This window comes from Microbacterium paraoxydans (genome assembly GCF_018224615.1).
GTDB classification, from domain to species: Bacteria; Actinomycetota; Actinomycetes; order Actinomycetales; family Microbacteriaceae; genus Microbacterium; species Microbacterium paraoxydans_B.
This window is the reverse complement of record NZ_JAGTUK010000002.1, coordinates 20,490-32,363: the sequence shown is the minus strand read 5'-3', so window position 1 is coordinate 32,363 and position 11,874 is coordinate 20,490. Positions and strand designations below refer to the sequence as shown.

Annotated in this window: 12 protein-coding genes; 9 read left to right on the top strand and 3 right to left on the bottom strand. The window is 72.2% G+C overall.

The features are described from left to right. Positions 1–29: 29 nt before the first annotated feature. From KE274_RS05780 to KE274_RS05770, 3 genes are all read right to left on the bottom strand, one after another. Complete coding sequence (locus KE274_RS05780; RefSeq protein ID WP_211541778.1) at positions 30–491, bottom strand: DUF2871 domain-containing protein; 462 nt, start codon at positions 489–491, stop codon at positions 30–32. 79 nt (positions 492–570) lie between these two features. Further along, a complete protein-coding gene (locus KE274_RS05775; protein WP_211541777.1) occupies positions 571–1,194 on the bottom strand; it encodes a response regulator in 624 nt (207 codons plus the stop codon). Beyond that, positions 1,191–2,462, bottom strand: a complete 1,272-nt coding sequence (locus KE274_RS05770) for a sensor histidine kinase (RefSeq protein ID WP_249186111.1) — start codon at positions 2,460–2,462, stop codon at positions 1,191–1,193. Before KE274_RS05770 ends, KE274_RS05775 begins: the two co-directional genes overlap by 4 nt. Positions 2,463–2,542: 80 nt before the next feature. Here KE274_RS05770 and KE274_RS05765 point away from each other — a divergent pair, with 80 nt between their 5' ends. From KE274_RS05765 to KE274_RS05725, 9 genes are all read left to right on the top strand, one after another. Beyond that, positions 2,543–3,196 carry an IMPACT family protein gene (locus KE274_RS05765; RefSeq protein ID WP_211541773.1) on the top strand — a complete coding sequence of 218 codons (654 nt, stop codon included), beginning with the start codon at positions 2,543–2,545 and terminating at the stop codon, positions 3,194–3,196. 66 nt (positions 3,197–3,262) lie between these two features. After that, complete coding sequence (locus tag KE274_RS05760) at positions 3,263–4,180, top strand: J domain-containing protein (protein WP_211541771.1); 918 nt, start codon at positions 3,263–3,265, stop codon at positions 4,178–4,180. Positions 4,181–4,298: 118 nt separating this feature from the next. Further along, complete coding sequence (locus KE274_RS05755; protein ID WP_211541769.1) at positions 4,299–5,291, top strand: LacI family DNA-binding transcriptional regulator; 993 nt, start codon at positions 4,299–4,301, stop codon at positions 5,289–5,291. A gap of 35 nt (positions 5,292–5,326) precedes the next feature. Beyond that, positions 5,327–6,592, top strand: coding sequence for an extracellular solute-binding protein (locus KE274_RS05750; RefSeq protein ID WP_211541767.1), 1,266 nt, complete (start codon positions 5,327–5,329; stop codon positions 6,590–6,592). 4 nt (positions 6,593–6,596) lie between these two features. Further along, on the top strand, positions 6,597–7,493 hold the full coding sequence (locus KE274_RS05745) for a carbohydrate ABC transporter permease (RefSeq protein WP_211541765.1): 897 nt from the start codon (positions 6,597–6,599) through the stop codon (positions 7,491–7,493). After that, a complete protein-coding gene (locus KE274_RS05740) occupies positions 7,490–8,332 on the top strand; it encodes a carbohydrate ABC transporter permease (RefSeq protein WP_211541763.1) in 843 nt (280 codons plus the stop codon). Before KE274_RS05745 ends, KE274_RS05740 begins: the two co-directional genes overlap by 4 nt. Before the next feature lie 15 nt (positions 8,333–8,347). After that, on the top strand, positions 8,348–9,337 hold the full coding sequence (locus KE274_RS05735; RefSeq protein ID WP_211541761.1) for a glycoside hydrolase family 130 protein: 990 nt from the start codon (positions 8,348–8,350) through the stop codon (positions 9,335–9,337). A 4-nt stretch (positions 9,338–9,341) separates the two neighbouring features. Further along, a complete protein-coding gene (locus KE274_RS05730; protein ID WP_307872159.1) occupies positions 9,342–11,369 on the top strand; it encodes a hypothetical protein in 2,028 nt (675 codons plus the stop codon). Positions 11,370–11,436: 67 nt separating this feature from the next. Continuing rightward, positions 11,437–11,856, top strand: coding sequence for a Fur family transcriptional regulator (locus KE274_RS05725; RefSeq protein ID WP_136028563.1), 420 nt, complete (start codon positions 11,437–11,439; stop codon positions 11,854–11,856). Positions 11,857–11,874 lie beyond the last annotated feature (18 nt).

Below are 11,874 nucleotides of genomic sequence, written 5' to 3'. Positions count from 1 at the left end.
TTCGCGTATGACGCCCTCGCCGCGGCCGATCAGCCGATCGCGGCGGGAGACGCCTCCGCGGCCGGAGCCGCCGCGGCGCGCGTGGACGCGGGCAGGCGCTTGCGCAGCGCCAGGAACAGCAGGACCATCCCCGCCGTGAGCAGCATGTGACCCAGACCGGCGATGCCCGCGATCATCTTGGACGACTCCAGGCCGAGCACCGTCAGCGACCCGTGCCACAGCAGCATGGCCGAGGTGAGCACCAGCCCCGCGGTGTAGAGCCAGAAGAACCAGCCGAACAGGCGGCTCGCGGAGAGCGTGAACGCCCGCTCGAGCAGCAGCACGATCAGGTACACGACGAAGCCCAGCACGAGCAGGTGCGTGTGCACGAGCCCGAGCTGCGTCGGGGCGCCCTCGGGGAAGTCGTTGAGCTTGGTGAACTCGCGGTAGAAGAGGCCGGAGGCGACCCCGGCGAGCATGGAGGCGAACGCGGCGTAGAAGAGTCGGCGCATGGGTGTTCCTTTCGGGTCCCCTCCAGCCTCCGCCGGGGCCGCGCGCCGCGGATCCATCGAACGGTGGAGATGCGCGGGCTCAGATCACGCCGGTCTCGCGCGCGATCGCCACGGCCCTGGCGCGACTGTCCGCACCGAGCTTCTCGAACACGTGCACGAGGTGGGTCTTGACCGTGGCCTCCGTGACGAACAGGGTCTTCGCGATCTCGCGGTTGGAGGCGCCCGTGGCGAGCAGCCGCAGCACGTCGAGCTCCCGGTCGGTCAGCCGTACCCGCGGCGCCCGCAGCACCTGGCCGACGCGCTCGCTGAGCTCGGGCGTGAGGACGAGCCCGCCCGCCGCGGCGTCGCGCACCGCACGCACGATGTCGTCCGGGGCGATGTCCTTCAGCAGGTAGCCCGCGGCACCGGCCTCGATCGCCCCCAGGATCTCCGCATCGCGGTCGAACGTGGTGAGGATGAGCACGGCGGGCGCGGGGTCCTGCGCGCGCAGCGCCGCGGTGGTCTGCACGCCGTCCATGCCCGCGCCCAGCCGCAGGTCGCACAGCACCACGTCGGGGTGCAGGTGCCGCGCCAGGGCCACGGCCTCCTCCCCCGACGCCGCCTCGCCCACGACCTCCACATCGTCGCGGTGGTCGAACAGCGACCTCACGCCCGCGCGCACGATGGGGTGATCGTCGACGAGCAGCACGCGCACCGCGGTCATCGCGTCCCTCCCGCATCCCGGGGCCCCGCGACGCGCAGCGGCACGTGCGCCGACAGGGCCGTGCCGTCGCCCGGGGCGCTCTCCACGTCGAGGCCCCCGCCGAGCTCGCGCAGCCGTGCCCGCATCGACCGCAGCCCGTAACCGCCGCCGTCCGCGCTCCGCTGGCCGTGCGCATCCCACCGCGACGCGTCGAACCCGGCCCCGTCGTCGACGATGTCGAGCCGCACCGCGTCGCCCGCGTCGGCCAGGGTCACCACGACGCGCGAGGCGTGCGCGTGCGTGCGGACGTTCGCGAGTGCCGACTGCGCCGTCCGCAGCAGCGCGATCTCGGCATCGATGCCCAGCGGCGGCAGCTCGTCGTCGGCATGCAGGGTCGTGGCGATGCCGGTCTCGTCGGCCAGGCGGTCGAGCATCCGCGCCAGGGCGTCCGCCAGGGCGGTGGACTCCAGCTCCGCCGGCATCAGGTCGTTCACGATGCGTCGCGCGTCGGCGAGCCCCTCGGCCGCGAGCGCGCCGATCTGCTCCAGCGCGCGCGTGCGCTGCCCCGGATCGTCGGCCGCGAGCGCCGCGCGCGACAGCATCCCCACCGACGACAGGCTCTGGGCGACCGTGTCGTGCAGGTCGCGCGAGACCCGCGTGCGCTCGGCGCTCGCCCCGGACTCGCGCTGCATGCGGGCGAGCTCGTCCTGCACCGCCGCCATCTCCTCCTGCGTCGCGACGAGCGACGCGATCAGCCGCCGCCGCTCCCGCCCGTCGCGCACCAGCACGAGGTAGCCGCGGGAGATCCCGAGCGCGAAGACGCCGCCCACGAGCGGGCCGATCACGTTCGCGTACGTGGTCTCGCCCGTGTGCACCACCGGGGCGAGGATCACCACCGCGAGCACGAGCACGCTCAGCGGCACCGCCCACCGCAACGGCAGGATGAACCCGGCCAGCAGCCACAGCGCGAACGCCAGCCACACGAACTCGGGCGACACCACCACGGCCCCGAGCCAGATGAGCGTGAGACCCAGCAGCCACCAGGTCGCCAGGCGCCGGTCGGCCGTGCGCTCGCTCAGCAGCAGCGCGCCACCGTACCAGCCGAGGAACACGAGCGCGAGGGCGAGCACCCACGGCAGCGGCACCCCGTCGGTCGCGGCCCTGACCACCCCGACCACGAGCAGCACCGCCGTGATCACGGCCTGCCCCACCCGGATCGACCCCACCAGCGTCGCCCACGACCACCGGCCAGCGGGCACGGAGGGCGGGGAGGGCTCGGGCGACGACATGCTCACATTCTTCCCCCGGCCGCTCTCCCGCGGGTCCATCGTTCGACGGAGGCGACGCGGGGCCTCGGTATCGTGAGGCCGTGACCTCCGCCCGCCCGTACCCCGCGACGATCGCGGCACCGGTGGAGCACGAGCTCGTGATCCGCAAGTCGCGCTTCCTCACCCTGGTCGCGCCCGTCACCTCGGTCGACGAAGCGGAGACGGTGATCGCGGGCGTGCGCAAGAGAGCGTGGGACGCGAACCACAACTGCACCGCCATGATCACCGGGCTGCACGGCGATCAGGCTCGTTCCTCGGACGACGGCGAGCCGTCGGGCACCGCGGGGGTGCCGATGCTGGAGGTGTTGCGCCGCCGCGACCTCACCGACGTGGTCGCGATCGTGACGCGCTACTTCGGCGGGGTCAAGCTCGGCGCGGGCGGGCTCGTGCGCGCCTACGGCTCCGCGGTGTCGGAGGCCCTGGACCGGGCGGCCCTCGTGCACCGGCGGGCGCTCACCCAGGCCACGGTCGAGGTGCCGCACGCCGATGCGGGACGCTACGACAACCTGCTGCGCGAGTGGGCGGAGCACCACGGCGCGACCCTCGGCACGCCCCGCTATGGGGAGGCCGCGCGCCTGGAGCTGTGGGTTCCCGCGGACGAGCTGCCCCGGCTGGCCGACGACCTCGCGGCGGCCTCGGCCGGAACCGTGCGTCCCGTGACGGGCATCGAGCGCGTGGTGGACGTGCCCGCCTGAAACGGCTCCCGGCGGGTGCATACGTGCGACGGATATCCTGGACGCCGCGGTCGCGGAAGGAGAGCGATGTTCGACAGTCCGCTCTCGGCCTCGCCGTACGAGATCCTCGAGGTCGACCCGTCGGTCGACGAGGCGGAACTGCGCCGGGCGTACCGCCTCCGCCTCCGCCAGACCCACCCCGACACGGGCGGCGACGCCGCGGTGTTCATCCAGGTGCAGCGAGCGTGGGAGCTGATCGGCACGGCGGAGGGCCGCGCGGCCTACGACCGCCGCGCGGGCGTGACCGAGGACGGCGCCGAGTGGAGCGGGTGGCGACCGCAGGCCGCACGCACCGACACGCGTCCGCGGGCCCGCTCGTACGGGCACCCCGGCGGCTGGCGGCGCGAGCGCTACCTCACGCTCATCCGGGAGTGGGCGGGCCACGGGGTCGAGGTGCCCGACCCGTACGCCCCCGCGCTCGTGCGGGCGGCCCCGCGGGAGCTGCGGCGCATGCTGGCGGACGCGCTCGCCGAGGAGGCGACGGCGCGCACGGTGTCCGACCTCGGCATGGGCTTCACGGTGTGGCATGACGTGGCGGCAGGACAGACGCCCGACGACAAGCTCGACCACGTGGTGCTCAGCCCGTCCGGTTTGTACGGCCTGATGTCGGAGGACTTCGGCGGGGTCGTCGGCTTCCGCCGCGGCGAGATCACCGGCCCGAACATCGGCGCCAGAGCCCCGGTCACGGCGGCGCTCGGCCGCATGCGCCACGTGGCCAAGGCCGCGAAGGTGAAGTTCGGTGGCGCGATCGTGGTGCTGCCGGACGACGATCTGGCGCAGGCGGTGACCCCGCTCGGCAGCAGCCGCGGGGTGCCGGTGGTGGTGGTGCGGCGGAGTGCTCTGGCGATGGTGCTGCGCCAGGGCGTGCCGGGGGCCAGGGCGATCGGCGGCAACGGGCTGTTCGACATCCGCACGCGGCTGCAGCAGACCGTCCGCTTCGTCTGACCTCGCCGCGCCCGCTGCGCGCCGCGGCACCGTCCCTTGACGCTCGCCGTCAAACCGGTTTACACTCATCAAACCGGTTCACGCACCCGAGTGAGCCCGACACCCGCGAGGAGGCGGCATGGGCCGCACCACGATCGCCGACGTCGCCCGCGAGGCCGGCGTCACCAAGGCCACCGTGTCGCACGCGCTCAGCGGCAACCGCCCCATCTCCGAGGAGACCAGGGCCAAGGTCCTCGCCGCCGCCCGCAAGCTCGACTGGGCCCCGAGCCAGAGCGCCAGAGCCCTCGCCACACGCCGCGCCAACGCGATCGCCGTGGTCCTCGCCCGCGACCCCCAGGTCATCGCGAACGACTCGTTCTTCCCCGCCTTCATCGCCGGGGTCGAATCGGTGCTCGCAGAGACCGAGACCGCGCTCGTACTCCAGGTGGTGCAGGGCCGCGAGGCCGAGGAGCGCGCCTACCGCACGCTGGCCCGCGGCCGCGCCGACGGGGCGCTCCTGCTCGACCTGCGCACCGACGACTGGCGCGTGCCCTTCCTCGACGAACTCGCACTCCCCACCGTCCTGGTCGGCGCCTACGACCAGGACAGTCCGTTCTCCTGCGTGCGCACCGACGACGCCGCCCCCGTGCGCGAGCTCATCGCCCGGCTGCGCGCCGCCGGGCACACCCGCATCGCCCACGTGTCGGGCCCGCTCGACTACGTGCACTCCCGCGCCCGCGCCGACGCCTACATCGAGGCCATGGGCTCCGACGAGCTGCTGCGCGAGGGCGACTTCACCGCCGCCAGCGGCCGCGACGTGACCGAGGAACTCCTCGCGCTCCCCGACCGCCCCACCGCGATCCTCTACTCGAACGACACCATGGCCATCGCCGGACTCTCGCTCGCCCGCTCCCGCGGCCTCGCGATCCCCCACGACCTCGCCATCTCCGGCTTCGACGACGACCACCTGTCCGCGCACCTCTCCCCCGCGCTCACCAGCGTCTCGTCCGACCCCGCCGCCCGCGGCCGCGCCGCCGCCCGGCTGCTGCAGGAGAGCATCCTCGGCGCCGAACCGCGCACCGAGATCGTCGACGTCAACGTCGTGCACTTCCGGGAGAGCACCGGCTCGTAAGCACCCGCACCACCCATCGCGTCAAGGAGGACACCATGAAGAAGATCCGTGCAGCAGCGCTCGTGGGCGCCGTCGCGCTCGTCGTGACCGGATGCTCGGCCGGCGGCGGCGGTGGCGAGGGCTCGGGCGACGGCACCGGCCCCATCGACATCTGGCTGTCGAACAACGAGCAGGAGCTCGCGTGGGGCCAGGCCGTGGTCGAGGCCTGGAACAAGGACCACCCCGACGAGAAGGTCACCGCGCAGGAGATCCCCGCCGGATCGTCGTCGGAGGAGGCGATCACCGCCGCGATCACCGCCGGCACCGCCCCGTGCCTGGTGTACAACGTGGCCCCCGCGGCCGTGTCGGGCTGGGTCAAGCAGGGCGGCCTGGTCGACCTGAGCTCGATGGACGGCGGCAGCGACTACATCACCGAGCGCAGCGGCGACGTGGAGCCCTACGCCACCGACGGGAAGTACTACCAGCTGCCGTGGAAGTCGAACCCGGTCATGGTCATGTACAACAAGACGCTGTTCCAGGCCGCCGGCATCGACCCGGAGAACCCGCAGCTCGACACCTACGACGCGTTCCTCGACGGAGCTCGCGCCATCGTCGACTCGGGCGTGCAGAGCGCCATCTGGCCCGCGCCGACCAGCGAGTTCTACCAGCCGTGGTTCGACTTCTACCCCCTGTACCTCGCCGAGACTGACGGCACCATGCTCGTGGAAGACGGCAAGGCCACGTTCGACTCCGACGAGGGCAAGACGGTCGCCGACTTCTGGGCCACCGTGTACCAGGAGAAGCTCGCCCCCAACGAGGCCGCGACCGACGACGCCATGTCGGCCGGGACCACGGCCATGCAGCTCGCCGGGCCCTGGGCCATCCCGTCGTACGCCGACACGGTCGACGTGGGCTTCATGCCCGTGCCGACCAGCGACGGCCGCGACAACCCGACCACGTTCGCCGACTCGAAGAGCGTGTCGATGTTCACGGCATGCGACAACCAGGCGACCGCGTGGGAGTTCCTGAAGTACTCCACCAGCGAGGACGCCGACGGCCAGCTGCTCGAGGCCACCGGCCAGATGCCGATGCGCACCGACCTCACCGACACGTACGCCGACTACTTCTCCGCCAACCCGAACTACGTGGCGTTCGCCGAGCAGGCGGAGAACACCGCCGACGTGCCGAGCATCCCGAACTCGGTCGAGGCGTGGCAGGCGTTCCGCGACGAGTACTCCTCCGCGGTGATCTTCGCCAAGGAGTCGACGTCCGACTTCCTGAAGAACGCCGCGGCGAAGATCGACGAGCTCGTCGCCGAGTGACGTGATGACCGACAACCGACGGCTGCGCACCCGGTGGCTGGGTGCGCAGCCGATCGGCGGCCTCTTCGCGCTGCCGTACCTCGTGTTCGTGATCGCGATCTTCGCGTATCCGCTCGCGTTCGCCGTCTACATCGCCTTCCACGACTACTTCTTCACCGCACCGGGCGCGGAGGTCGAGCGGCCGTTCGTCGGCTTCGACAACTTCGTCACGGTGCTCACCGACCCGCGCGTGCTCGGGGCGTTCCGCAACACGCTCGTGTTCCTGGCGATCAACGTGCCTCTCACGGCGGTGCTGGCCCTCGTGCTCGCGGCCGCCCTGAACACGGGCATCCGCTGGGTGGCCGCCTACCGCGTGGCCTTCTACGTGCCGTACCTCACCGCGAGCGTGTCGCTGGTGGGCGTGTGGATGCTGCTGTTCTCCGGCAACGGGCTGGTCAACACCATCCTCGGGCCGCTCGCGCCCGACCCGTCGTGGCTCGTGAACAGCGGGCTGGCCATGCCGATGATCGCGCTCTACGTCACCTGGAAGCAGCTCGGGTTCTACATCCTGCTGTACCTGGCGGCACTGCAGAACGTGCCGAAGGAGCTGTACGAGTCGGCGGAGACCGACGGCGCCGGCGCGCTCGCGCGGTTCTGGAACGTGACCGTGCCGGGGGTGCGCAGCGCCACCACGCTCGTGCTGATCCTCTCGATCATCACCGGCGCCAACCTCTTCACCGAGCCGTACCTGCTCACCAACGGCGGCGGCCCGGACGGCGCCTCCACCACGCCCGTGCTGCTGATCTACCAGCTGGGCATCCAGCAGCAGAACCCCGATACCGCCGCCGCGATCGGCATGATCCTGGTGGTGCTCGTGGGGATGCTGTCGCTGGCCGCCAACCGCGCGACGAGGGAGCGATGATGCGCCGCACGAGAAGACTTCCCCGCATCCTGAGCCTGATCGCGCTGACGATCGCGGCGATCGGGTTCGCGTTCCCGTTCTACTTCATGCTGGTCGGCGCGTTCCAGGAGAACCCCACGAACTCGCCCAGCCAGCTGATCCCCACGGGCGGGTGGACGATCGACAACTTCGTCGCGATCGACTCCCGCATCGACCTGGTCGGCTCGCTCGTGAACTCGATGATCTTCACGCTCGGGGTGCTGCTCGGCACGGTCGTGTTCGGGCTCCTCGCCGGGTACGCGATCGCGCGCCTCGACTTCCGCGGGCGCGGCGTGATCTGGGTGCTGATGCTGCTGGTGCAGATGGTGCCGTTCCAGTTGCTGATGATCCCGCTGTACGTGCAGATCACGCGCAGCTACGGCCTGGGCGACTCGTACCTCGGGATGATCCTGCCGTTCCTGATCAACACGACCGCGGTGTTCATCTTCGTGCAGTTCTTCAAGGCGCTGCCGGTCGAGATCTTCGAGGCGGCGCGGATCGACGGGGCGGGCGAGATCCGCCTGCTCACCTCGGTGGCCATCCCGCTGATCCGGCCCGTGCTGGTGACGGTCGTGCTGGTCACCTTCATCGGGCCGTGGAACGAGTTCCTGTGGCCGTTCCTCATCACGAAGGACGCCTCGCTGCAGCCGCTCGCGGTGTCGCTCGCCAACTACATCTCCAACGTGGCGCAGTCCACCGCCAACCCGAACGGGGCGATCCTCGCCGGTGCCACCGCGCTGGCCTTCCCCGTCGTGATCCTGTTCATCGTCTTCCAGCGCTTCTTCCGGGCCACCGACCTCGGTGCCGCCGTCAAGGGCTAATCAGAAAGGGCATCCATGTTCACCGGAGCATCCTTCCCCCTCGGTCCGTTCACCCCGTACGAGGGGAACCCCATCCTCCGTCCGCGCGGCGACAGCTGGGAGTCGGCCAACCTGTACAACCCGGCGGCGCTCGTGGACGGCGACGAGGTGCTGCTGCTGTATCGCGCGCACGCCGACGACATCGTGTCGCACATCGGCCTGGCCCGCTCACGCGACGGCGTCACGTTCACGCGGGAGGACGCCCCCATCCTCTCCCCCGTCGAGGACTACGAGCGTTACGGCTGCGAGGATCCGCGCATCGCGCTGATCGACGGCACCTACTACCTCACCTACACCGGGTGGGACCGGCGCAGCGCCCAGCTGTGCCTGGCCACCTCGACCGACCTGCGCACGTGGACCAGGCACGGGCCGCTGTTCGACGACTTCGACACGTTCAAGACCATGGACCCGCGCGGCTTCAACTGGTCGAAGGCCGGGGTGATCGTGCCGAAGAAGCTGCACGGGAAGTGGTGGATGTACTTCGGCGAGGGCGGCATCTACTGGGCCACGAGCGACGACCTGATCCACTGGACGCCCGGCACGCCGGACACCGAGCCGATGTACACGCCCACGCCGGGCACGTGGGACGAGGCCCTGGTGGAGATCGGCACCTCACCCGTCGTCACCGACAACGGGCTGCTGGTGATGCTGACCAACGGCGCCACGCGCACCGTGCACGACGACGGCACGGTCGACGTGGACTACCGCTGCGGGCAGATCGCGATCGACCCCGACGAGCCCACGAAGGTGATCGCCCGCATGCAGGAGCCGTGGCTGCGCCCGCAGAGCTTCGAGGACCTGCACGGCCTGGTGTCGAACGTGACCTTCGTGGAGGGACTGGTGAAGTTCCGCGGCAAGTGGTTCGCGTACTACGGGCAGTCCGACACGACCCTGGCCGTGGCGATCCACGACCCCGCCGAGCCGTGGGGCCGTGCGCTCCGCGACACCGAGGGCCGAGAGGGGTGAGGTCGTGGAGACCACGCGCCGCACGTTCCTGACGCTCGCCGCCACCGCCTCGGCGCTCGCGCTGCTTCCCGCGGATCCCGCGACGGCGCAGACCGGGACGACCGGGACCATCGGGCTCTCCGCCGCGGCACGGGGCCAGCGGCTGACCAATCTGGCGCACCTGCGGTTCCTGCTGGCCGAGGTGCCCGTCGCCGCGAGCGACACCCACACCACGGAGGGCATCGCGGAGCGTCCGCTCGTGCGGGCGCCGTGGACGTACGCCGACACCGACGGAGCGGGCGGCTACCGTCCGGTCGGCGGCGGTACGCGCGATGCCGCCACGGGGTACTGGTCGCAGGGGGCGTTCAACGCCGACGACATCGCCCGCGCGGCGGTCGTGTTCCTCCGCGACTGGCGCGCCACGGGCGACCCGCAGAGCCGCGACGACGCCCGCGACGTGCTGCGCTCCCTCGCGTTCCTGCAGACCGCGTCCGGCCCGAACGCCGGCCGCGTGGTGCTGTGGCAGCAGGAGGACGGCACGCTCACGCCGAGCGCGATCCCCGTGGAACTGCCCGACCCGTCGGATTCGGCCGAGTCGTACTGGCTGGCCCGCACGGTGTGGGCGTTCGGCGAGGGGTGGGCGGCGTTCCGCCGGGAGGATCCGGCGTTCGCGGAGTTCCTGCGCGCCCGGCTGCACCTGGGCCTGGACGCCCTGCAGCGCGAGTCGCTCGGTCGGGCGGGCCAGTGGGTGCGCAGCGACGGCCGCGACCTGCCCGCCTGGCTCATCGCGGGCGGCGCGGACGCCACGGCCGAGGCTATGCTCGGGCTCGCCGCCGCCGCAGAGGCCGGAGACACCCGCAGTCGTGCGGCGCTCCAGACCTACGCGGAGGGGGTGGCCGCGATGGCGACCGACCCCGGCGCCTGGCCGTTCGGCGCGGTGCTGCCGTGGACGGGCTCGCTCGGGTTCTGGCACGCGTGGGGCGCCGCGGCCCCGGAGGCCCTGGCGCGGGCGGGAGCGGTGCTGCGGCGCGGGGACCTCGCGGCGAAGGCCGTGGCCGACGCCGGCCGGTTCACGCCGCAGGTGCTGACCTCGGGCGGCCCGCACAACGCGTGGGCGCCGCTGCCCGCCGAGGCGCAGATCGCGTACGGCGCGCACGGGCGTGTGGCCGGCGCGCTGGCGGCATCAGCGTCGGGTGGCGAGGGGCTGCGCGCGATCGCCGGTCTCGCGGCGGGCTGGTTCTTCGGCGCGAACACGGCCGGGGTGCCGGTCTACGACCCGGCAACCGGCGTGACCTTCGACGGGGTGGAGACCGACGGCCGCGTGAACCGCAACTCCGGCGCGGAGTCGACCATCCACGGCCTGCTCACGATGCTGCTGCTCGACGAGAACCCCGACGTGGCGCGGCTCGCGACCTCGATCACGGGGTTGTCGTCGTTCGACGGGCTGCGGGCGGTCGACGCCGAGAGCGCCCGCCTCTCCGCGGGGTGCACGGTCGAACGGCCCGAGGGCGGCGCGTGGACGGGCGAGGGCAACCTCTCCGCAGGCGCGTTCGTCCGGGTGCCGCCGGGCGAGTCGGTGGAGTTCGACGTGACCGAGCCGGGCGGGGTGCTGCACGGCCTGGTGTGGCGGCAGGCCGGGGAGTCCGGCATGGCGGTGTGGGAGGTGCGTCGCGGCGGCCGGCTGCTGTGGAGCACCGAGACCCCCGCGGGCGGCGCGGGTGACCGCGGACTGACCGAGGCCGACGGCATGCTCGTGCCGCAGCTGCTCGGCGGCGGACTGCCGGACGGCCCCGTGACCGTGCGCTGCACGAGCCGCGGCGACCTGCGCCTGGACGCGCTCGTGATCCAGCCGCGCGTGACCACGGCGGTGTATGCGACCACGGGCGGCGCCGCGGTGCTCTACGCCAACGCCACCGCGGAACAGCAGCGCGTGGCGCCCCTGGCACCGGGCGGCGGTACGGCCTACGACGGCACGGGTGCCGCTCGGGGTAACGGCACTCCGGGCGGCCGGGTGCGGGTGCGCGGCGGGGGCTTCACCATCACCCGGAGCTGACGCGGACGCCACGCCGGGCGAGCACAGTCTTTTTGAATCACTCAAAACAGCGTGTAGAGTCGGGGGCATGGAGACAGACCTCGACTCGGCGCTGAGAGGCGCCGGGCTGCGTGCGACCGCGGGCCGCGTCGCCGTTCTCGAGGCTCTCGGCTCCATGGCCCATACGGATGCGGAGCGCGTCTACCGCGCGGTCTCCGAGTCGCTGCCGACCACGTCGATCCAGTCGGTGCACAACATCCTCGCGGACCTGACGACGGCGGGGCTCATCCGCCGGATCGAACCGGCAGGCTCCGCGGCGCTCTACGAACGGCGCATCGGCGACAACCACCACCACGTCGTCTGCACCTCCTGCGGTGCGATCGGCGACGTGGACTGCGTCGTCGGCGAAGCGCCGTGTCTCACCCCGTCGTCCACGGGGGGATTCACCGTCCAGACAGCCGAAGTCACCTTCTGGGGCCTGTGCCCCAGTTGCCAGAACGCCGCGTAGGCCCACCCCCGACCGCCG

What these genes read in the sequence shown, in the direction of transcription:
- KE274_RS05770 (WP_249186111.1), bottom strand. Translation starts at nt 2,462, where the DNA reads ATGTCGTCGCCCGAGCCCTCCCCGCCCTCCGTGCCCGCTGGCCGGTGG.
- KE274_RS05745 (WP_211541765.1), top strand. Translation starts at nt 6,597, where the DNA reads ATGACCGACAACCGACGGCTGCGCACCCGGTGGCTGGGTGCGCAGCCG.
- KE274_RS05740 (WP_211541763.1), top strand. Translation starts at nt 7,490, where the DNA reads ATGATGCGCCGCACGAGAAGACTTCCCCGCATCCTGAGCCTGATCGCG.
- KE274_RS05725 (WP_136028563.1), top strand. Translation starts at nt 11,437, where the DNA reads ATGGAGACAGACCTCGACTCGGCGCTGAGAGGCGCCGGGCTGCGTGCG.
- KE274_RS05750 (WP_211541767.1), top strand. Translation starts at nt 5,327, where the DNA reads ATGAAGAAGATCCGTGCAGCAGCGCTCGTGGGCGCCGTCGCGCTCGTC.
- KE274_RS05735 (WP_211541761.1), top strand. Translation starts at nt 8,348, where the DNA reads ATGTTCACCGGAGCATCCTTCCCCCTCGGTCCGTTCACCCCGTACGAG.
- KE274_RS05755 (WP_211541769.1), top strand. Translation starts at nt 4,299, where the DNA reads ATGGGCCGCACCACGATCGCCGACGTCGCCCGCGAGGCCGGCGTCACC.
- KE274_RS05760 (WP_211541771.1), top strand. Translation starts at nt 3,263, where the DNA reads ATGTTCGACAGTCCGCTCTCGGCCTCGCCGTACGAGATCCTCGAGGTC.
- KE274_RS05780 (WP_211541778.1), bottom strand. Translation starts at nt 491, where the DNA reads ATGCGCCGACTCTTCTACGCCGCGTTCGCCTCCATGCTCGCCGGGGTC.
- KE274_RS05775 (WP_211541777.1), bottom strand. Translation starts at nt 1,194, where the DNA reads ATGACCGCGGTGCGCGTGCTGCTCGTCGACGATCACCCCATCGTGCGC.